The sequence below is a fragment of the Streptomyces sp. NPDC032091 genome (assembly GCF_055580265.1).
This window is the reverse complement of the sequence record NZ_JBVILR010000018.1, coordinates 24,236-43,846: the sequence shown is the minus strand read 5'-3', so window position 1 is coordinate 43,846 and position 19,611 is coordinate 24,236. Positions and strand designations below refer to the sequence as shown.

At 73.9% G+C, this 19,611-nt stretch carries 19 protein-coding genes; 7 read left to right on the top strand and 12 right to left on the bottom strand.

Annotated features, from left to right (window positions below; genetic code table 11):
- The first annotated feature begins 174 nt into the window (after positions 1–174).
- Together ACZ5NJ_RS26280 and ACZ5NJ_RS26275 are read left to right on the top strand one after the other, a co-directional pair.
- Positions 175–2,226 carry a prolyl oligopeptidase family serine peptidase gene (locus ACZ5NJ_RS26280; RefSeq protein ID WP_468767713.1) on the top strand — a complete coding sequence of 684 codons (2,052 nt, stop codon included), beginning with the start codon at positions 175–177 and terminating at the stop codon, positions 2,224–2,226.
- A gap of 100 nt (positions 2,227–2,326) precedes the next feature.
- Positions 2,327–3,544: a PP2C family protein-serine/threonine phosphatase gene (locus tag ACZ5NJ_RS26275; RefSeq protein ID WP_468767712.1), complete on the top strand. Its 1,218-nt coding sequence runs from the start codon at positions 2,327–2,329 to the stop codon at positions 3,542–3,544.
- A 7-nt stretch (positions 3,545–3,551) separates the two neighbouring features.
- Here the strand turns inward: ACZ5NJ_RS26275 and ACZ5NJ_RS26270 are convergent, their stop codons facing one another.
- The 3 genes from ACZ5NJ_RS26270 to ACZ5NJ_RS26260 form a co-directional block, all read right to left on the bottom strand.
- Positions 3,552–5,651, bottom strand: a complete 2,100-nt coding sequence (locus ACZ5NJ_RS26270; RefSeq protein WP_468767710.1) for a SpoIIE family protein phosphatase — start codon at positions 5,649–5,651, stop codon at positions 3,552–3,554.
- A gap of 129 nt (positions 5,652–5,780) precedes the next feature.
- Positions 5,781–6,281: a hypothetical protein gene (locus ACZ5NJ_RS26265; protein ID WP_468767708.1), complete on the bottom strand. Its 501-nt coding sequence runs from the start codon at positions 6,279–6,281 to the stop codon at positions 5,781–5,783.
- 180 nt (positions 6,282–6,461) lie between these two features.
- Complete coding sequence (locus ACZ5NJ_RS26260; protein WP_468767707.1) at positions 6,462–6,713, bottom strand: hypothetical protein; 252 nt, start codon at positions 6,711–6,713, stop codon at positions 6,462–6,464.
- 85 nt (positions 6,714–6,798) lie between these two features.
- Between ACZ5NJ_RS26260 and ACZ5NJ_RS26255 the strand changes: the two genes are divergently transcribed.
- The 3 genes from ACZ5NJ_RS26255 (at position 6,799) to ACZ5NJ_RS26245 (ending at position 8,929) form a co-directional block, all read left to right on the top strand.
- Positions 6,799–7,527: an SOS response-associated peptidase gene (locus ACZ5NJ_RS26255; protein WP_468767706.1), complete on the top strand. Its 729-nt coding sequence runs from the start codon at positions 6,799–6,801 to the stop codon at positions 7,525–7,527.
- 81 nt (positions 7,528–7,608) lie between these two features.
- The gene (locus tag ACZ5NJ_RS26250) at positions 7,609–8,391 is read left to right on the top strand and encodes a class I SAM-dependent methyltransferase (RefSeq protein ID WP_468767704.1); all 783 of its coding nucleotides are present in this window, start codon (positions 7,609–7,611) and stop codon (positions 8,389–8,391) included.
- A gap of 160 nt (positions 8,392–8,551) precedes the next feature.
- Positions 8,552–8,929: a hypothetical protein gene (locus ACZ5NJ_RS26245; RefSeq protein ID WP_468767702.1), complete on the top strand. Its 378-nt coding sequence runs from the start codon at positions 8,552–8,554 to the stop codon at positions 8,927–8,929.
- 71 nt (positions 8,930–9,000) lie between these two features.
- Here the strand turns inward: ACZ5NJ_RS26245 and ACZ5NJ_RS26240 are convergent, their stop codons facing one another.
- The 9 genes from ACZ5NJ_RS26240 to ACZ5NJ_RS26200 all read right to left on the bottom strand — a co-directional run bounded on the left by ACZ5NJ_RS26240 (position 9,001) and on the right by ACZ5NJ_RS26200 (position 18,209).
- Positions 9,001–9,663 carry a methionine ABC transporter permease gene (locus ACZ5NJ_RS26240; protein WP_468767700.1) on the bottom strand — a complete coding sequence of 221 codons (663 nt, stop codon included), beginning with the start codon at positions 9,661–9,663 and terminating at the stop codon, positions 9,001–9,003.
- Positions 9,660–10,721 carry a methionine ABC transporter ATP-binding protein gene (locus tag ACZ5NJ_RS26235; protein WP_468767698.1) on the bottom strand — a complete coding sequence of 354 codons (1,062 nt, stop codon included), beginning with the start codon at positions 10,719–10,721 and terminating at the stop codon, positions 9,660–9,662. The genes ACZ5NJ_RS26240 and ACZ5NJ_RS26235 overlap by 4 nt, the downstream gene beginning before the upstream one ends.
- Positions 10,718–11,599: a MetQ/NlpA family ABC transporter substrate-binding protein gene (locus ACZ5NJ_RS26230; protein ID WP_468767696.1), complete on the bottom strand. Its 882-nt coding sequence runs from the start codon at positions 11,597–11,599 to the stop codon at positions 10,718–10,720. Before ACZ5NJ_RS26230 ends, ACZ5NJ_RS26235 begins: the two co-directional genes overlap by 4 nt.
- A gap of 111 nt (positions 11,600–11,710) precedes the next feature.
- The gene (locus ACZ5NJ_RS26225) at positions 11,711–12,103 is read right to left on the bottom strand and encodes a GntR family transcriptional regulator (protein WP_468767695.1); all 393 of its coding nucleotides are present in this window, start codon (positions 12,101–12,103) and stop codon (positions 11,711–11,713) included.
- A 76-nt stretch (positions 12,104–12,179) separates the two neighbouring features.
- Positions 12,180–13,160: an ABC transporter permease gene (locus ACZ5NJ_RS26220; protein ID WP_468767694.1), complete on the bottom strand. Its 981-nt coding sequence runs from the start codon at positions 13,158–13,160 to the stop codon at positions 12,180–12,182.
- Positions 13,157–14,101, bottom strand: coding sequence for an ABC transporter ATP-binding protein (locus ACZ5NJ_RS26215; RefSeq protein WP_468767692.1), 945 nt, complete (start codon positions 14,099–14,101; stop codon positions 13,157–13,159). Before ACZ5NJ_RS26215 ends, ACZ5NJ_RS26220 begins: the two co-directional genes overlap by 4 nt.
- A gap of 113 nt (positions 14,102–14,214) precedes the next feature.
- Entirely contained in the window at positions 14,215–16,119 is a 1,905-nt protein-coding gene (locus ACZ5NJ_RS26210; RefSeq protein ID WP_468767691.1) for a helix-turn-helix domain-containing protein, read from the bottom strand.
- A gap of 13 nt (positions 16,120–16,132) precedes the next feature.
- Complete coding sequence (locus ACZ5NJ_RS26205) at positions 16,133–17,500, bottom strand: MFS transporter (RefSeq protein WP_468767690.1); 1,368 nt, start codon at positions 17,498–17,500, stop codon at positions 16,133–16,135.
- Between the two features lie 187 nt (positions 17,501–17,687).
- Positions 17,688–18,209 (bottom strand): helix-turn-helix domain-containing protein, encoded by a 522-nt coding sequence (locus tag ACZ5NJ_RS26200; protein ID WP_468767896.1) that lies wholly within the window; start codon positions 18,207–18,209, stop codon positions 17,688–17,690.
- Positions 18,210–18,248: 39 nt separating this feature from the next.
- Here ACZ5NJ_RS26200 and ACZ5NJ_RS26195 point away from each other — a divergent pair, with 39 nt between their 5' ends.
- Complete coding sequence (locus ACZ5NJ_RS26195) at positions 18,249–18,374, top strand: hypothetical protein (RefSeq protein ID WP_468767688.1); 126 nt, start codon at positions 18,249–18,251, stop codon at positions 18,372–18,374.
- Positions 18,375–18,552: 178 nt separating this feature from the next.
- The gene (locus ACZ5NJ_RS26190; protein WP_468767686.1) at positions 18,553–19,482 is read left to right on the top strand and encodes a hypothetical protein; all 930 of its coding nucleotides are present in this window, start codon (positions 18,553–18,555) and stop codon (positions 19,480–19,482) included.
- The last annotated feature ends 129 nt before the right edge of the window (positions 19,483–19,611 follow it).

The following is a 19,611-nucleotide window of genomic DNA, read 5'->3' as shown; positions in this document are numbered from 1 at the left end:
TTTCGGGGGATGGGGCAGGGCTGGCCCCGGGGGGAACCTCTCCAAGGGGTGGGTGGGGGGTGTTTTTTGACAATTCTTTTTGTTCGTGGGGAGGGGCGGGAGTTTGACGACAGGCCCTAGCCCGGGGAGGGCGGGGCGGCCGCCCTCCCCGCCGGCGTCCGGCACAATCGGCGGATGAGCGATGAAGCCCCCCGTCACCCCGCCCCCGCAGACGACCCCTACCTCTGGCTGGAGGACGTGACCGGCGAGGCCGCGCTCTCCTGGGTGCGGGAGCGCAACGCGGAGACCGTCGCCGCCCTGACCACCGACCCCGCGTTCAAGGTCCTGGAGCGCGAGGTGCGCGAGGTCCTCGACGACGACGGCCGCATCCCGTACGTGGTCCGCCGCGGCCCCCACCTCTACAACTTCTGGCAGGACGCCGACCGCCTGCGCGGCATCTGGCGCCGCACCACCCTGGAGGAGTACCGCACCGACAGCCCGGACTGGGAGACCGTCCTCGACCTCGACGCGCTCGCCGAGGCCGAGGGCGAGAAGTGGGCCTGGGCCGGCAGCAGCGTCCTGGCCCCCGCACACCGCCACGCCCTCGTCATGCTGTCGCGGGACGGCGCCGACGCCTGCGTGGTGCGCGAGTTCGACCTGGAGGCGCTCGCCTTCGTCGAGGACGGCTTCACCGTCGACGAGGCCAAGACCCGGGTCGGCTGGATCGACGCCGACCACCTCTGGATCGGCACCGACTTCGGCCCCGGCAGCATGTCCTCCTCCGGCTACCCCCTCCAGGTCCGCCGCTGGCGCCGCGGCACCCCCCTGCACGAGGCCGAACTCGTCTACGCAGGCCTGCCCACGGACCTCTCCGCCTCCGGCTGGCGCGACCACACCCGCGGGTTCGAACGGGACTTCGCCGCCCGGAGCATCGACTTCTGGAACCAGGAGCTGTTCCTCCTCCCCGAGGACGCCGCGGCCCCGCCGGAGAAGATCGACGTACCGGACGACGCCGTCGCCTCCGTCCACCGCGAGTGGCTCCTCGTCAACCCCCGCTCGCCCTGGCTGGGACAGCCCGCGGGCAGTCTCCTCGCCTTCGGCTTCGACGCCTACCGGGCGGGCGACCGCACCCCGCAGGTCCTGTTCACCCCGGACGAGCGCACCGCCCTCGCCGGCCACCACTGGACCCGCAACCACCTCATCCTGCGCACCCGCGCCGACGTCTCCTCCCGCCTGGAGCTCCTCACCCCCGGCCCCGACGGCTGGGCCCGCGCCCCCCTGGCCGGCGTGCCCCCGCTGTCGACGGCCACGGTGACCTGCACCGACCCCGACGAGAGCGACGAGTACCTCCTCGACGTCACCGGCCACCTCCAGCCGTCCACCCTCTACCGGGGCGAGGCGGGCAGCGGCGGCGGTGAGGTCCTCAAGCAGGCCCCCGCCCTCTTCGACACCGCCGGGCTCGCCGTCGGCCAGTACTTCGCCACCTCGCCCGACGGCACCCGGGTGCCCTACTTCGTCATCGGCCCCGAGGACCGGCCGGGCCCCGGCCCCGCGCTGCTCTACGGCTACGGCGGCTTCGAGGTCTCCATGGTCCCGTACTACAGCGCCGTCACCGGCCGGGCCTGGCTCGCGCGCGGCGGGACGTACGTGGTCGCCGGCATCCGCGGCGGACGCGAGTACGGGCCCGCCTGGCACCAGGCGGCCCTCGGCGCGAACCGGGTCCGGGCCTACGAGGACTTCGCCGCCGTCGCCCGCGACCTCACCGCCCGCGGCATCACCACCCCCGCCCAGCTCGGCATCGAGGGCGGCAGCAACGGCGGCCTCCTCATGGGCGCCATGCTCACCCGCGAACCGGAGCTGTTCGGCGCCGTCGTCGCCCACGTCCCGCTGCTCGACATGCTCCGCTTCCACAAACTCCTCGCCGGAGCCAGCTGGACCGCCGAGTACGGCGACCCCGACGACCCGGCGGACCGGCCCCACCTCGAAGCCATCTCCCCCTACCACCGGATCCGCGCCGACGGCCCCCCGTACCCGCCGCTGCTCCTGCTCACCTCCACCCGCGACGACCGCGTCCACCCCGGCCACGCCCGCAAGATGGCCGCCCGCCTGCGGGAACTCGGACACCCCGTCCTCTTCCACGAACACCTCGGCGGCGGCCACTCCGGAGCCACCGACCACCAGCAGACCGCCTTCAACGAGGCCCTCGTGCACACCTTCCTCGGGCAACGCCTGACCCCGCCGCGGTGACCGACCGGCGCGCTGCCCCGCCCGCCGCGCCCGGCCTGGTGGAATGGACCGGCAGGCGACCCGCACCGGGCCGCCGGCCGGGCGCGCGAGCGGAGGACACGTGTCGGATGGCGACGGACACCCCGCCGGCCGGGCCCCGCACGGTGCCCCGCGCCGGGTGCCGTCGCCGGCCGAGACCCTGGAGGCCATCGGTACGGGCGAAGACGAAGCCACCACCTGCCGGGAGCTCGCCGCCTTCGCCCTGCGCATCCCGTGCGACGCCGCGGCCGTCGACCTGACCGCCGGGGGCCGCACCGAGCGCGTCGCCGCGGCCGGAAACGTCGGCCTGCTGCGCGCCCCGGCCCCCGCCCCGTCGCCGGCCGGGCCGCCCGCCGTACGGGCCGTCGACGGGGGCCACCCGCTGCAGAGCTGGACCCCGGGCCCCGCGGGCCCGCCGGTGCACGGCCTGTCCGTGGCGCTGGCCCGGCACGGGACCTCCTACGGCACGCTCCTCGCGGTGCGCACCGGCGCCGCCTTCACCGACCGCGAAGCCGCCGCTCTGCACTTCGCCGCGCGGGTCGCGGCCGTGCACGTCCGCCACGCCCGCCGGCTCGCCGCCACCGAACGCGTCGCCCTCGACCTCCAGCGGGCCCTCGTCGCCGACCCCGGCCGCCCCCACCCCAACCTGCTGATCGCCGGCCGCTACCTGCCCGTGGGACCCAGCACCCTGGTCGGCGGCGACTGGTTCGAGACGGTCCGGCTGCACTTCGGGCGCACCCTGCTGGTCGTCGGCGACGTGATGGGCCACGGCCTCGACGCCGCCGTGGACATGAACGCCTACCGCTCCACCCTGCGCGAGGTCGCCTCCACCGAGCTCGCCCCGCACCGCGTCCTGCGCCAGCTCGACGCCCTCGTCGCCGGGGACGCGGCCCGCCGCCCGGCCACCTGCCTGCTCGCCCGCGTCGACCCGGCGCGCGGCACGGCCCTCTTCGCCAGCGCCGGCCACCTGCCGCCCGGGGTCTTCGCGGCCGACGGCACCGGCCGGCTGCTGGACGTGCCGGTCGGCCCGCCGCTTGGCACCGGCGTGGGCGGCTACGAGTCCGTGGCGCACTCCTTCACCGGCGAGGAGACCCTCGTCCTCTACACCGACGGGCTCGTCGAACGGCGCGGCGAAGACATCGACGACTCCCTCGCCCGGCTGACCGCCCTGCGCCTGCCGGCCCGCGCGAGCGCCGCGGAGGCCGTGGACGCCCTCGTGGCGGGCCTCGACGCCCGCCACGCCGAGGACGACGTCGCCGTCGTGGTGGCCCGCCTCCGCTCCCGGCCCGCACACCGGTGAGGCGGTGTCACGCGTGGGCGCGGGCGATGAGCAGGGCGACGTCGTCGTGCGTGTCGGGGCGGCGCAGCGCGGACAGCAGCAGGTCGCAGGTCTCCTCGATCGGGCGGTGCGGGCCCGCCAGCAGATCGGTCAGGGTCAGCAGCCGGGTGTCGATGTCCTGGTCCCGGGTCTCGACCAGCCCGTCCGTGTAGAGGACCAGCTCGTCGCCCTCGCCGAGGGTGAAGGCGGTGGTGTGGAAGGGGACGCCGCCGACGCCCAGGGGCACGGCCGTCGTAAGCCGGAGCAGCCGTGGATGGCGCCCGCCGCGCAGGTGCACGGGCGGCAGGTGGCCGGCCGTCGCGATGTGGCAGAGCCGCGTGTGCGGGTCGTAGACGGCGTAGACGCAGGTGGCCATCGCCTCGCCGAGGTCGGCGGTCGCCGCGTCGAGGTGGGTGAGGACCGTCGCCGGGTCGAGGCCGAGGCGGCCCAGCGCCCGGGCCGTGGCGCGCAGCTGCCCCATCGTCGCGGCGGCGTTGATGCCGCTGCCCATGACGTCGCCGACGACCAGGGCGGTCCGGTCGCCGGACAGCGGGATGACGTCGAACCAGTCTCCGCCGGTCTCGTCGGCCGCCCCGGCCGGCTGGTACCGGTAGGCGATGTCCAGTCCCGGGGCGGCCGGCGGGTGCTGGGGGAGCAGGTGGCGCTGGAGGGCGAGGGCGGCGTGCCGCTGGCGCTGGTACCAGCGTGCGTTGTCGATGGACACGGCGGCGTGGGCGGCCAGCTCCGAGGCGAGCAGCACGTCGTCCTGGCCGAACGGTACGGGGTTGCGCGCCCGCTTGAGGTCGAGCGTGCCCAGCACCTGGCTGCGCGCGATCAGCGGGACCGCGAGGTACGAGTGCACCCCCGCCTCGCCCAGCTGCCGGGCGGCCTCCTCGTCGCGGGCGATGCGCGGCAGGTCCTCCGGGGTGACGTGCGGGACGAGGACCGGCCGGGCGGTGCGGGCGCAGCGGGTCACCAGCCGGTCGGGGCGGTACAGCGACACGTCCCCGACGGGGTCCGCGGCGTCCTCGGCGGGGGTGCGGTAGCCGGCCTTCACCGCCAGCGCCCGGAAGCGTACGGCCCCGTCGTCCGGCCCGTCGCCCGGCCGGCCGCCGGTCAGCACGGTGTCGAGGACGTCGACGGCGGCGATGTCGGCGATCTCCGGTACGGCCACGTCGGCCAGCTCCCGGGCGGTGATGTCGAGGTCGAGGGTGGTGCCGATGCGCACCGAGGCGTCCGCGATCAGCGACAGGCGGCGCCGGGCGTGCGCCGCGGAGACGGCGGCCCGGTGCTGCTCGGTGACGTCCACCACCGAGACGGCGACGCCGATCACCCGGGAGGACTGGTCCTCCAGCCGGTAGATCGACACCAGCCAGGCGCGTTCGCCGGAGTCCTCGGAGATCATGCCGGTGGTGAAGTTGTCCAGGACCGGTACGCCGGTCTCCATGACCTCGCGCATCCGGGCCTCGACCGCCGGCGCGTCCAGGAAGGGCAGTATGTCGCCGATCCGCTGCCCGAGGTGCCGTTCGGAGGGCACCCCGTTGATCCGCTCCAGAGCCGGGTTGACCAGGACGTACCGCAGGTCGGCGTCGAGGACGGCCAGCCCGATGGGGGACTGGTCGACCATCCGCAGGGAGAGGGCCAGATCGCGTTCGACCCGGCGCAGGGTGGCCTGCTCGGAGGCGAGCCCGAGGGCGAACATCCCGCCGTGGTCGGCCTGGAGCCGCATGTTGCGGAACTCGACGAGGACGCGGTGGCCGTCGCGGTGGCGCACCGGGAAGGAGCCGGCCCAGGCACCCTCGCCCGCCATCACGCGGGCGAACAGGCCGAGGACCTCGTCGCGGTTGTCCTCCGCCACCAGCAGCTTCGCCGCGTACCGGCCGAGCGCCTCCTCGGCGGAGTACCCGAACAGGGTGGCGGCCTGCGGGCTCCACAGCCGGATCCGGCCTTCGGCGTCCAGGACCACCGCGGCCACCCCGAGGACGTCGAGGAGACCGCCCGCCGAGGGGGATCCGGCCGGCGGGGACGGGACGGCAGGGGGCTCCTCCCCGGGGCCGTCGGCCGGCGGAGCGGGCTGCGCATCGGCCATCACCGGCCTCCTCACCCGGACGGAGCTCCTTCCATGCTGGCGCCCCGCCCCCGGCCCGGCGACCCGGCGGGGGCCATCGGTGCGGCCGGGGCGCCGCCGCGCCGTGCGGCGCCCCGGCCGTGCCGCCGGTCAGTGGAAGAGCATGGAGGCGCCCCCGGCCGCCGTGGTGACGGAGCCCGGGCACAGGAAGCTGCCGGAGGCCTTGGTGGCGGTGAAGGCGCGGTTGACGTACTTGCGGGTGGTCCCGTCGCGGTCCCAGACGATGTTCGTCGCCTTGTAGCGGCAGGAGACGAAGCTCTGCTGCCCGGTGATGTCGATCAGGTCCGTCCGGGCGGTGGCGGTCGCGTCGTCGAACGTGAAGGCCGGGTTGTTGTTGAGGGACGCGGTGATCCCGCCGCTGCAGGCGAGGTTCCCGCCGGGCTTGTTGATGCTCGTGCGGTCGACGGTGAGGGCGCCGGGGGGATTGGCGCTGGTGCGGGCGTTGGTCCAGGTGCAGGTGTTGCCCGAGACCACGATGACGCCGTCGGCCTGCTGGTCGGCGGTGGGGCCGAGGGCGGCGGCGCTCGTGACACTGCCGACGGTGGCCGCGAGGGCCAGGGCCGCTACGGCGAGTTTCGCGCGGTGCATCATGTCGCTCCTCCGTGACACGTCCTTGTGGGGGTGTGGTGCGAGGGCGGTACCGAGTGCGCGAGGAGCGTGCCACAGGGGTCGTGAGAAGTCAGGAGCGATGTCATGCCCGTGTCAAGATGGCCGGAAATGGCGGCCGCGCCGCGGACGGGACGAGGGGCGGCGGGGTCGGGGGCTGCGGGGTCAGGGGACGTCGGTGTCCGTGGGCTCGGCCTCGTAGACGTGCGGGGCGTCGCCCTGCCACTCGATCAGCGCCGCCGCGCCGCCGAGGACCACCTCGTCGGGATCGGGCACCTCGGCGCGGCGCAGGAACTCGATGACGTCGGGATCCGAGTGCGCGACGCCCAGGACCGTCTCACGGCCCCCGGCGCGCAGGCTCACCCGGCGGCCTCCCGAGGGCGAGACGCGGTGGACGACGATCGACGCGTGCTCCATCCCTCCACCCTGGAGCCCGCCCGGGGCGGACGCATCCGGGGCGGGGCGGGAGCCGATCCGGCGTCCCGCGTGGCAGGCTGGAGCCATGTGCGGCCGCTACGTCTCCACCCGCAGCCCCGAGGACCTGACGGGCCTCTTCGGCGCCGTCCCGCCCGCCCCGGACCTCGTCCTCCCGCCGAGCTGGAACGTCGCCCCCACCGACCCGGTCTGGGCCGTGCTGGAGCGAGCCGACCGCGACAGCGGGGTCCTGGAGCGGCGGCTGCGGCCCCTGCGCTGGGGGCTGGTGCCCTCCTGGTCCAAGAGCCCCGACGGCGGAGCCAGGATGATCAACGCCCGGGTCGAGACGGTGGCGGAGAAGCCCGCCTACCGCCGCGCCTTCGCCAAACGCCGCTGCCTGCTGCCCGCCGACGGCTTCTACGAATGGGAGGCCGTGCCCGCGACCCCCACCGCCAAGGCGTACAAGCAGCCGTACTTCATCAGCCCGCAGGACGGCTCGGTGATGGCGATGGCGGGCCTGTACGAGTTCTGGCGCGACCCCTCCGTCACGGACCCGGACGACCCGGCCGCCTGGTGGTCGACCTGCACGGTCCTCACCACCGAGGCCACCGACGCCGCCGGCCGCGTCCACCCCCGGATGCCCCTGGCGCTCGCCCCGGCGGACTACGACGCCTGGCTCGACCCCGCGCACGAGGACCCGTCCGCCCTCCGCGCCCTCCTCACCACCCCGGCCGCCGGCCACCTGGAGGCCCGCGCGGTCACCACGGCGGTCAACAGCGTCCGCAACAACGGCCCCGAGCTCCTGGCCCCCGCCTGAGGCGCACCGGCCGGCCCGGCCCGTACCGTACCGGTGTGTCGTCGCCGTGCCGGGGGCCCGTGGCGGGTCGATAGTGGTGCTGTGAGTGACGACGGGACGCGGGAGTCCGCGGAGAGCGCCGCCTGGTCCGGGAGCGAGGGGGCGCGGGCCTTCGCCGCCGTGGAGGCGGCCACGGACTGGCTGCTCGGCTACCCCTTCGTCTTCCGGGCCCTGGCCCGCCGCCGGATCGGCGCCGGGGCCGTCCTCGTCGACTACGGCTGCGGGCCCGGCAAGGTGGCCGACCACGCCGCCCGGCTGCTGGGGGCGCGGGTGATCGGCGTGGACACCTCGCCCGAGATGCTGGCGCTGGCCCGCGCCGCCGCGACGGCCGTGGCGGAGTTCCACCCGGTCGAGGGCGGCCGGACGGCCGGCCTCGCGGACGGCTGCGCGGACGCGGTGATGTGCAACCACGTGCTCGCCTCGCTGCCGGACGAGGAGGCGGTGCTGTCGGTGTTCGGGGAGGTGCGCCGGCTGCTGCGCCCCGCGGGCCCGTTCGTCCTGCTGTCCACCGACCCCGACTGCGGCGGCCGGGAGTACGCCTCCCTGCGGATCGGCGGGGGCGGCCCGGTCCACGCGCCGGGCCAGGGGCTGACCGTACGGCTGCGGCGCACCGACGGCTCGTGGCAGGAGGTGCGCAACCACGCCTGGCCCGTGGCCGCGCTCCCGGGCCTCCTGGAGCGGGCCGGATTCCGGGACGTGCTCCAGCGGCGGCCGACGGTGGAGGAGGCGGAGCTGATCGCCGACCCGGACCTGGTGCGCGGCCGGCCCTGGACCGCCGAGCGCGAGCGGCCCCCGCTGGTGGTCACCACGGCGTCGGCCGGCTGAGGGCGACCGGCCCGCACGGCTGCCCGAACACCCGTATGTCAGGCAATAGTTCGACTTGAAAGTCGTTTCATCGAAAGTCGGACAATCGTGTGGCCGGTATGGGAGGCTGCTGCGCGCGGCGGCGCACCATCGCGCTCAGCCGTCACTGGGGAGGTCACACATGCGTGGATCAGTGCTGCGCAAGTCCCGGTCCGTACTGGCCGGTTCGCTCATGGCGCTGGGGGCCGTCGGCCTCGGCGCCGCTCCGGCCGCCGCGTGGTCGGGCGGGAACGTCTGGGTCAACTTCGGCAGCTGGAACTGTCCGGCCGGGGGATCGGTCGTCGGCGTCTACTGGGCGGTCGACACCTATTCCAGCGGTCCGGCCGGCGGGGACTGGGGCGACAACGTCATCTACCCGCGCGTACGGGTGGGTTCGGGCTCGTTCAACACCCTGAGCTACCAGACGATGTGCAAGAAGTGGGGCTGGTACACCTACCGCGGCGTGGTGTCCCAGCGCACCCTGACCCCGTACAAGTCCGGTCTGAGCTACACCTTCTGACCGCCGGGGCAGGGCACGGGACCGGCGACGGCGTCCCCTTTCCGAGGAGGGGGCGCCGCCGCCTCGCCGGTTCAGCGCCGGAGGACCCTGCGCGAGACCAGGTTCCCGAGGAACTGCGCCGACTGCACCAGGGCGATGAGCACCAGGACGGTCACCACCATCACCGAGGTATCGAAGCGCAGGTACCCGTACGTCATGGCCAGGTTGCCCACCCCACCGCCGCCGACCGTCCCCGCCACGGCGGAGAAGTCGATGAGCGCGACGAGCATGAACGTCAGGCCGAGCACCAGCGGCCCGAGCGCCTCGGGGACGAGCACCGTGAGCAGGATCCGCAGGGGCCCGGCGCCCATGGAGCGGGCCGCCTCGATGACCCCCGGCTCGACGGACAGCAGGTTGGACTCCACGATCCGGGCGATGCCGAAGGTGGCCACGATCGTCATCGGGAAGACGGCGGCGTCGGTGCCGATCATCGTGCCGACCACGGCCCGGGTCACCGGGGCCAGGGCGACGATCGCGATGATGAAGGGAATGGGCCGGATGACGTTGATGAACGTCCCCAGCACCGCGTGGACGGCCCGGTTCGGCAGCACCCCGCCCTTGCGCGTGGCGTAGAGGGCGAGTCCGACCGCCAGGCCGCCGACGGTGGAGAGCGCCAGGGTGATCAGCACCATGTAGACGGTCTCGCCGGTCGCGTCGAGGACCTTGGGCCAGAACGTGCTCCAGTCCGCCCTCACCGCACGCCCGCCTTCGCGCCGGCCGCGGAAGCGGAAGCGGAGGCGAGGCCCGCGGCGACGGCGTCCACCGCGGCCCCCTCGCCCCGCAGTTCGAGGGTCACGCTGCCCAACGGGCGCCCGCGCACCTCCCCGACCCCTCCGTGGACGAAGGCGAAGTCGACGCCGTGGCGGCGCAGCAGTGGCGCGAGGGCGTCCATCGCCGGCACCCCGTCGACCACCGGGACGGTGACCAGGCGCCCGGGATGGCGGGCGCGCAGCCGCTCCAGCAGCGGGCCGTCCGGCGCGCCGTGCAGGGCGGAGCGGACGAAGGCGGCCGTGGTGGCGTGGCGCGGCCGCGCGAACACCTCGTAGACCTCGCCGCTCTCCACCACCCGGCCGTCCTCCATGACGGCCACCCGGTCGCACAGACCGCGGACGACGTCCATCTCGTGGGTGATCAGCAGGATGGTGACCCCCAGCTCGCGGTTGACCCGGCGGAGCAGGGCCAGCACCTCGCCCGTGGTCTGCGGGTCGAGCGCCGAGGTGGCCTCGTCGCACAGCAGCAGCCTGGGGCGGGTGGCCAGCGCGCGGGCGATGCCCACGCGCTGGCGCTGGCCGCCCGAGAGCTGCTCGGGGTGGCGGCCGCCGTGCCCGGACAGCCCGACGAAGTCGAGGGTCTCCTCGGCGCGCGCCCGGGCGGCGGCGCGGTCCAGCCCGGCCAGCCGCAGCGGGTAGAGGACGTTGCCGAGGACGGTGCGCGAGCGGAAGAGGTTGAACTGCTGGAAGACCATGCCGATCTCCCGGCGTACGGGGCGCAGGCCCCGCTCGCCGAGGGCGCCGAGGTCCCGGCCGTCGACGAGAACGCTGCCGGAGGTGGGCTCCTCCAGGCCGTTGACCAGGCGCAGCAGGGTGGACTTGCCCGCGCCGCTGTGGCCGACGACGCCGAAGACGGTGCCCGCCCCGACGGTCAGGCTCACCCCGTCGACGGCGACGGACCCGCCGGGGAACTCCTTGCGCACGTCGCGCAGTTCGACGACCGGAGGCGCCTCGTCGGCGGTGGCGGTGGCGGTGGCCGTCACCGGGCCAGCTGCTTCGTGATGCGGCCGAGCTCGGCCTGGAGTTCGGGGGCGGGCAGCTCGATGTGGTGGGCGGTGCCGTTGCTGGTGCGGCGGACCTCGTCCTGGACGGCCTTCGAGGCGTACAGCCGCACGATCGTCCGGTAGTCGGCGTCGTCCTTGCGGTCGGCGCGGGCGGCGATGACGTTGAGGTACGGCAGCGCCTGCGGGCTCGCCGGATCGTCCTTGTACAGGGCCGTCCCGGCGTCGATCCCGGCGAGTTCGGCGACCCCGTCGTTGATGACCGCCGCGTCCGCGTCCTGGAGGGTGCGCGGGGTCTGCTGGGCGTTGACGGGGGTGATCTTCACGTGCCTGGGGTTGGCGGTGATGTCGTCGGGGGTGGCGAAGAGCCCGGCGTGCTTCTTGAGCTCGATGAGCTTGGCCTGCTCCAGGACGTGCAGGGCGCGGCCCTGGTTGGAGGGGTCGTTGGGAAGGGTGACAGAGGCCCCGTCGGGGAGGTCGGCGAGCTGCTTGTGCTTGCCGGAGTACAGGCCGAGCGGGACCACGGTGGTGGCGGCGATGGGGGTGATGTCGGTCTTGTTCGCGCTGTTGGACTGGGCGAGGAAGACCAGGTGCTGGAAGGCGTTGAGCTCGATGTCGCCCGCGGCGAGCGCCTTGTTGGGCAGCGAGTAGTCGTCGAAGACGACCGTCTCGACCGTCAGGCCCTCCTTCTTCGCCTCCTTGGCGAGGACGTCCCACTCGGGGGAGTCGCCGGAGACGCCCACGCGAATGCGCTTGCCGTCGGAACCGCCGAGCCCGCAGCCGGAGACGAGCAGCGCGAGGGCGGTGACGGTGGTGGTGAGGGCGAGCGCGGTGCGGTGGCGCTGTGGTGCAGCAGACATCGTGGGATCCAGGGGTAGAGGAGACGCGTCAAGCGAGGTACCTCTGAACAGTAGGCATGGAACCCGGTATTGGCTTGTTATGAAAGATCGTATTCACGATCCTGCAATGGATCAAAGGTCGGCGGTCGGGTAGTTCTCGCGGAGCACGGTGTCGAAGAGGGTGCTCGCGTCGCGGGCCGTCAGCCCCTCCTCGCGCGCCTCCCGTATCCACTCCCCGAGCCGGGCCCGCAGCGGGGACTCCGGCGCGGTCTGCGGGGTGGCCAGGGAGCGGGTGATGAACGTGCCCGCGCCCTGGCGCACCTCGACCAGGCCGGAGCGCTCCAGCTCCCGGTACGCCTTGAGGGTGGTGTTCGGGTTGACCTTCGTGGTGGCCGCCACCTGTGCCGCCGTGGGCAGCTTGTCCCCTTCGGCGAGCGCCCCCATCCGCAGCGCCTGCTCCACCTGCCGGACGATCTGGAGGTAGGCGGGCAGGCCGCTGCGGCGCTCGATGCGAAACACGACCACGTGCCCGCCTCCTTGGTCATTCGGGATTCCGGTCCAGCCTAGGGGGTGTGTCGGCGGCGCCCGGAGCCGCTCCGGCTCACAGGGCGCCGCGCCGGGTCCACCGCAGCACCGACCCCACGAGGACGGCGCTCAGCCCCAGCAGCACCCCGGAGGCGATCCACTGCATGCCGGCCATCTGGTCCCGGCCGAAGTACTCCCAGACCGAGTTGACGATCCCGCGCGCCGCCCGGCAGCCCTCCGGCGAGGAGTCGCTCACGCAGGTGCCCCATCCGTAGAGCCGCCCCGAGGCGGTCCCGACCCACTGGTCCACCTGCACCACGTGCTCCAGCGCCGGCGGCTCGGGGCTGCCCAGCGGGTAGGCGAGCCGGCGGGGCGTGGCGAGGCCGCCCTTGAGGAGGTCGCCCGCGAAGAGGGCGGCCCCCGACACCAGGAAGGTGAGGGTCATGGCCGGCACGGCCCGGCGCGCCAGTGCTCCGACGGCGATGCCCAGCGCGGTGGTGAACAGGGCCGTGGCGGGCAGGACTGGGGCGCCGGAGTCGAAGAGCGCGCCGTTCAGCCAGTCGGCGGGCGCCAGCGGGCCGGCCGCACGCCACCACCAGCCGTACAGCAGGCCCAGGACCGTCGTGGTCACCGCCGCCGCCGTCAGCGCGAAGCACAGCTTCCACCGCAGCCAGCGGCCCCGCGGCACGGACTGCGTCGTCACGAGCCGCGCGGTGCCCTGCTCGCGGTCGGCGGCGAGGAGCGGGGCGCCGAGGAAGACGCCGAACAGCAGGGGCAGCCAGCCCAGTTGCCCGCCCATCGAGTCGATGTCGGCCCGCACCCGGTTGACGGTCTCCGGGTTCAGGGAGTCGGCGGACCGGGCGGGCCACCCGGCGGAGTGCAGGATGTCCAGTACCGCGGCCCGCTGGTAGAGCATCCACGCCGAGCCGAGGACGGTCGCGGCGGCGCACAGGAGCAGGGCGGCACGGTGCTGGCGTACGAGGAGCCAGAGCAGTCCGCGCAGCCGGCGCGGGCGGACGGTCGTGGCGGCCGGGCGGGCCGGGGCGGGGGCGGTCATGCCGAGGCCTCCTTCCGATGGCAGGGGACGGCGGTGGGGGAGAGCAGCGGGGGCGCGCCGGGGGAGCGGAGGTAGGCGAGCAGGACCTCCTCCGTGCTGGGCTCCGCCAGTTGCCACGCGGGGTCCAGCGGGCCCTCGCGGCGCACGAGGGCGGAGAAGTGACGCCCGGAGGTGCGCACCTCGACGACGGTGTGGGTGTTCAGGGAGGCGGGCGGACCGTCCTGCTCCGTCACCCCGCTGACCAGGGTGTGCATCGGCACCAGCTCGTCGGTCTCGCCCGCCAGGCGCATCCGGCCGCCGTCGAGGACGAGGACGTAGTCGCACATGTCCTCGATCTCGTTCAGATGGTGGGAGGACATCAGCACGGTCGTCCCGTGCTCGGCGGCCTCCGACAGGAGCAGCGCCCCGATCTCGTCCCGGGCCACGGGGTCGAGGTCGGCCATCGGCTCGTCCAGCAGCAGCAGTTCGGGCCGCTTGCCGAAGACGAGCGCGAACGCCACCCGGGTCCGCTGGCCGCCCGAGAGGTCCCCGGCGCGCGCCCCGAGCGGAACCTGCCCCGCACGGACGATCCGCTCGGCCGCCTCCTGGTCCCAGCCGGGGTTCAGCTCCCGCCCCATCCGCAGGTGCTCCGCCACGGTGAAGTGCTTGAACAGCGGTTTGTCCTGGCCGAGGTAGGCCCACCGGGCCATGGCGGCGGGCTCGGTGACGGGGGCGCCGAAGACGCGCACCTCACCGGCCGAGGGCTCCAGCAGCCCGGCCGCCAGCGCCAGCAGGGTGCTCTTGCCGGCCCCGTTGGGGCCGACCAGGGCGGCGATCCGGCCGGCGGGGACCCGGAAGGAACAGTCCTTCAGCGCCCACGCCCTCCGGTACCTCCTGCCCAGCCCGCGCGCTTCCAGGGCCCAGCGGGCACCCGCCGCGGCGGATGCGGTCGTATCGCTCACGGCTCCCCCTCTCCATGAATCCACTAGGGAACTCATGGAATCATGGAGTCATGATCCGGCCCTGTCAAACATTCCTGTTCGGGGCGAGGGCGTCGTGCGGGGCGGCGGGCCTCTCAGGAGGACGCGGGCCCCGGCTCCGGCGGCGCGGACACCTGGTGCAGGCGCAGGGCCAGCTGGAGCTCCAGGGCGCGGTCGGGGGACTGCCAGTCGGGCCCGAGGAGCCGCCCGATGCGCTCCAGGCGCTGCACCACGGTGTTCACGTGCACGTGCAGCACCTCCTTCGCCCGGGCCTGGCTCATCCCCGAGGCGAAGTACACCCGCAGGGTGTGCAGCAGGTCGCTGCCGCGCCGCGCGTCGTAGTCCAGTACCGGCCCGAGCGCCGCCCGGACGTACCCGGACAGGTCCGGCCGGTCCCCCAGCAGTACGCCGATGAACCCGAGCTCCGCGAGCGTGCTGCCGTCGCCCGCCCGGCCCAGCGCGCACAGGGTCGTCACACAGCGCAGGGCCTCCGCGTGCGCGGCGGGCAGCACGGCCGGACCGCCTTCGGCCCGGGCCGCACCGACCGTCACCGCGGCGCCCACGGCCCGGCCCAGCGCCCCCGCCAGCCCGGCGGCGTCCGCGCCCGGGGCCGCCGAGGGGACCAGCAGCACGGCGTGGTCGTGGTGGACCCCCGCCAGGCCCCGGCGCTCCCGTGCCTGGTGCGCGGCGGCCGCGAGCAGGCGCGGACGCGGGGCGGCGTCGCTGTGCAGGACGAACAGGGCGTGCGGCAGGCCCAGGTCGACCCCCAGCCGGCGCGCCCGTTCCGCCAGCCCCGCCGGATCCCCGGACGGGCCCAGCAGGTCGCCGAGCAGCTCCCCGCGGATCCGGTCCTCGGTCTGCGCGACCGACCGCCGCAGGAGCAGCAGCAGGGCCGTGACCATCGCGGCCCGCTCGAACAGCCGGCGGCCCGCCGCGTCCAGACCGGGCCGCCCCGTCAGCGTGACGCTGCCCAGCAGCTCGGGGCCGGCCAGGACCGCGCACACCCAGGTACCGCCGTCGGCGACCGCCCGGCCGCTGCTCCGCGAGGCGGTCACCGCCCGGGCGGGCGGGGCCAGCGGGCGGCTGCGCGAACGGGCCAGCTCCGTCCCGTCGGCGTCGTGGACGAGGGTGCCCCCGTCGAGCAGCGCGCCGATGGCCGCCGCCACCTCGCCGAGGTCCCCGCCGCGCAGGACCAGGCCGGTCAGCCGGTCGTGCGCCTCCTCCGCCCGGCGCAGCGCGTCGCTGTTCTCCTGGATGGTGCGCGAGGCCACGCCCAGCTCGGCCAGCGCCCGGCGGGTCTCCTCCAGCAGCCGGGCCCCGTCGATGGCGATGGCCGCGTGGTCGGCCAGCGAGGACAGCAGCGCCACCTCGCGCGGGCTGAACTCGCGCGGACTGCGGTCGGCGGCGAACAGTACCCCGATCACCCGTGCGCCCAGGCGCAGCGGCACCCCGAGGATGGCGTGCAGGTCCTCCTCGCCGACCGCGCTGTCGATGGGACCGGTGTGCCGGAAACGGGGGTCGCGCTGGTAGTCGCCCGTGGCGTACGGGCGGGCGGTCTGCGCGACCAGCCCGCCCAGGCCCTCGCCCATGCCGAGCCGCAGCTGCTGGAACGCCGCCGACACCGAACCGTCGGTGACCCGCATGAACGTGTCCCCGGCGGCCTCGTCGTTCAGCGACAGGTACGTGACGTCGGTGTGCAGCAACTGCTTGGCCCGGTGGGTGATGGCCCGCAGCACCGCGTCCAGGTCCCGCAGCGCCGCGAGGTCGCCGGCCGTGTCGAACAGCGCGGTCAGCTCGGCCTCGCGCGTCCGGTGCTGGGCCAGCGTCCGGTGGATCTCCAACGCCACCGCGGTGGCCTCCTCCACGGCCGCCACCTCGGCGGGGGACGCCCCCGCGGCGCGCGCGGACGCGGCCGGCCGGGAGAACTCCTCGGCCGGCGCGCCCTGGGCCAGCAGCCCGAGCAGCTCCCGCAGCCTCGCGTCGGTCACGCCGCCGAGCATACGGGCCGCCCGCTCAACGCCCGCTCGCGGTACCGGCCGTGGCCGCCCGCACGCCCTCCGGGGCACCGGTGAGGCTGCGGCCCCTGGTCTCCCGGGCGGCGACCGCGGCGATCGTCGTCACCAGCGCGGCCGCGCACAGGTACACGGACACCGGCACGGAGGACCCGTACGACTTGAGCAGCTCGACGGCGACGATCGGCGCGAGCGCCCCACCGAGCAGCGAGGCCAGCTGGGAGCCCATCGACGCGCCCGAGTACCGCACCCGGGTGTCGAACATCTCCGAGATGAACGCCGCCTGCGGCCCGTACATCGCCCCGTGCAGCAGCAGCCCGGCGGTGACGGCGGCGGCGATCACGGCGAAGGAGCGCGAGTCGAGCAGCGCGAAGAACGCGAACGCCCACCCGGCCATCCCGACCGACCCCACCAGCGTCACCGCCCGCCGCCCGATCCGGTCGGACAAAGCCCCCCACAGCGGGATGGTCACGAAGTGCACGGCCGAGCCGATCAGCACGGCATTGAGGGCGTCGGACTTCGGCAGGTGCAGGTGCACGGTGACGTACACGAGCAGGAAGGCGGTGAGGACGTAGTACGAGACGTTCTCCCCGAGCCGCACCCCGATGGCCGTCACGACGTCCCGCCCGTGGGAGCGGAACACCTCGACCACCGGCGGCCGCTGCCGCAGCCCCCGCGCCTCCTCGGCCTCGGCCCGGGCCCGCGCCTCCAGGAACGCCGGCGACTCGGACACCGAGACCCGTATCCACAGCCCGACCACCACCAGCACCCCGGACAGCAGGAACGGCACCCGCCACCCCCAGGCGAGGAACGCCTCGTCCGACTGCACGGCGGCCAGCAGCGCCAGCACCCCGGTCGCGAGGAGGTTCCCGCCGGGCGCACCGGCCTGCGGCCACGAGGCCCAGAACCCCCGGCTGCGGTCGTCCCCGTGCTCGGCGACCAGCAGCACGGCCCCGCCCCACTCCCCGCCCAGCGCGAACCCCTGCACCAGCCGCAGCAGGGTCAGCAGCACGGGCGCGGCGGCGCCGACGCTCGCATGGGTGGGCAGCAGCCCGATGGCGAAGGTGGCCCCGCCCATCATCAGCAGACTCACCACCAACAGCCGCTTCCGCCCGATCCGGTCCCCGAAGTGCCCGAACACGACCCCGCCGAGCGGCCGCGCGGCGAACCCGACGGCATAGGTGAGGAACGCCAGCAGGGTCCCGACGAGGGGATCGCTGGCGGGAAAGAACAGGGTGTTGAAGACGAGCGCGGCGGCGGACCCGTAGAGAAAGAAGTCGTACCACTCGATGGTGGTCCCGACGAGACTCGCCGCGACGACTCTCTTGATGCTCCCGGGGCGGGCTGACGGTGTGGCAGAGGCGGCCATGAGTACCACTTCCGGAGGGGGACGGGGACGTTTCCGTGTCGCCACACCATAGGAACGCCCAGGTCAGAGGCACATGGTGGCCGCAACCACATTTCCCGCTGACCGGGTGTGCATCCCAGCCATGCCACCCACCGAGCGCGCCTGTGGGGGCGTTGACCGGCCCCGAATCCAACCTCGCCAAGAAGGCCTACTTTGGTGCAGTTTGACACCACGGTGCTGACTTGGTGCTGACTACGCCGCGTTGGACTCCGGCATGCGGCGCAGATCGCGTCCGCGCCTCATCGCATGACTGCCATCGACGGTTGTGTCGGGGGGAGGCGTTTCGATCGTTGGACAGTTTGAACGTATCCACCTGATGCGGCTTGAGGCCGAACGCTTTCCAGATCCGGCCGACCGAGGACTTCGACAGCCCGCTCTCGGCTGCCATCGAAGCCCTCGACCAGTGCGTGGCGTCCTTCGGTGACCGCTCCAGCGTGGCGACGACGACCTCCTTGACCCGGTCATCGGTGATCTTCCTCGGGGCGCCGGGCCGGGGCTCGTCCACAAGCCCTTCCATCCGGCGCTCCAGGAAGCGCCGCCGCCACTTGCCCACGGTCTGCGGCCAGATATCGAGCTCGTCGGCAACCTGAGGCGCTGGCTCAGCGGTGACGGATCGTGCTGGGGTGTGCGGACGGCAGGACGAACCGGCCCATCTTCGCCATCGAGACAGCCTACTAATTCAGCGAATTACCGGCGCAGGACACTAGAAGTGCGGCTCGCCCAGGTCGCGCCCGGGGAGGAGGGCAGCCCCACGATGGTGCTTGACGGCAAACGGTGGCGCGCGGCCCGCCCGGACGACCCGGAGACGCGTCTGCCGGCGTCCGCCCTGGCCTGAGCGCTCGCACGGCCGGTCGCCGCCTCAGAGACAGGAGCCGAGATGCGGCGGTGCCGGATCCCGCGCACGATGATCGGGAGGGGGAAGCACCGGTCCGCCTGCCCCGACGGATGGTGAGGGGGAGATCCGGTAGGCCTCGATGCCGCACGGGTTCGAGTGCGAGGAAAAGGGGAGAGCTATGAGGAAAGCCCTGGTGGCTGCTCTTGCCACCGCCGTGACGGCCGTCCTGTCGGTCGGTACGGGTACGCCCGCGAGCGCTGCTTCGGAGTACTGCACGCAGACCACCCCGAACACCTCAATGCTGTTCTACAACGCCCTCACGGGCGCGGCTGTGACCGGCACCCTCGACGCTGGGCGCTGGCAGCAGAAGGCGGCGCTCACCCTCCCGGACAGCTACACGAGCGTCGCCGTGAGCCGTGACTCGCTGCTGATGTGGAACGCGTTCAGCGGAAAAGGCGAGAGCGGCACGTTCACGGAGGGCAAGTACACCCGCGTGAAGGTCTTCGACGACGAATCCTTGCTCGGGTGGCACTATTTGACGGCGTCGGGTGACTCCGTGGTCTTGCACAAGCAATGGAGCGACCGTGTGGTGATGGGCAGCCTGAAGCACGGCGTGTACCAGCAGGTGCGAGGGTACGACAACACCGGTAAAGACTGGTGGATTGTGGGCAGCTCCTGCGACACGATGGTCATCGTGGAGGGCGCGAAAGAGACGGCAGGGGACTACCGGCTCTCCCTGACGTACGGGACGCTCCGGAACGGCGTCTACACGCAGATCGGATCAAGGGACGAAGGCGCGTACCTGACAGACCTGGTGGAAGAGAACGGGGACCTGATCGCGACCAAGGACTCCGTCCTGGCCTTCTCGGACACGAAGGCCGAGTTCGTCCCCAAGGTGGGCACGGCGACCGACGGCAAGGTCAGTGCTTTCCGGGACGGCGGCGCCTCCGGCTCCTGGGAAACCGTGTCCCGGACCGCGGACAGCGTGCTCTTCTACAAGCTCGACGGGACCACCCGGACCGCGACGCTGAGCGGGGGTCAGTACACCGAGGTCGGTCCGCTCGCCGGGATCGCCCCGCACTGGGGCATCATCGCAGGCGGCGTGTAGCGACAGACCGCGCGGAGGCCGCAGGGGGGGCGGGGGACATCGGGCCAAGAGACCCCGAGGGGGGGTGTCAGGGGGTCGCCGGGGCGGAAACCTCCAGTCATACCGGCCACCTGGGGGACTGACAGACGG

Coding starts and splice junctions, on each gene's coding strand:
- ACZ5NJ_RS26190 (WP_468767686.1), top strand. CDS start 18,553: ATGAGGAAAGCCCTGGTGGCTGCTCTTGCCACCGCCGTGACGGCCGTC.
- ACZ5NJ_RS26270 (WP_468767710.1), bottom strand. CDS start 5,651: ATGGCCGATGCGCAGCCCGCTCCGCCGGCCGACGGCCCCGGGGAGGAG.
- ACZ5NJ_RS26280 (WP_468767713.1), top strand. CDS start 175: ATGAGCGATGAAGCCCCCCGTCACCCCGCCCCCGCAGACGACCCCTAC.
- ACZ5NJ_RS26265 (WP_468767708.1), bottom strand. CDS start 6,281: ATGATGCACCGCGCGAAACTCGCCGTAGCGGCCCTGGCCCTCGCGGCC.
- ACZ5NJ_RS26205 (WP_468767690.1), bottom strand. CDS start 17,500: ATGGCCGCCTCTGCCACACCGTCAGCCCGCCCCGGGAGCATCAAGAGA.
- ACZ5NJ_RS26230 (WP_468767696.1), bottom strand. CDS start 11,599: ATGTCTGCTGCACCACAGCGCCACCGCACCGCGCTCGCCCTCACCACC.
- ACZ5NJ_RS26210 (WP_468767691.1), bottom strand. CDS start 16,119: ATGCTCGGCGGCGTGACCGACGCGAGGCTGCGGGAGCTGCTCGGGCTG.
- ACZ5NJ_RS26220 (WP_468767694.1), bottom strand. CDS start 13,160: ATGACCGCCCCCGCCCCGGCCCGCCCGGCCGCCACGACCGTCCGCCCG.
- ACZ5NJ_RS26255 (WP_468767706.1), top strand. CDS start 6,799: ATGTGCGGCCGCTACGTCTCCACCCGCAGCCCCGAGGACCTGACGGGC.
- ACZ5NJ_RS26260 (WP_468767707.1), bottom strand. CDS start 6,713: ATGGAGCACGCGTCGATCGTCGTCCACCGCGTCTCGCCCTCGGGAGGC.
- ACZ5NJ_RS26245 (WP_468767702.1), top strand. CDS start 8,552: ATGCGTGGATCAGTGCTGCGCAAGTCCCGGTCCGTACTGGCCGGTTCG.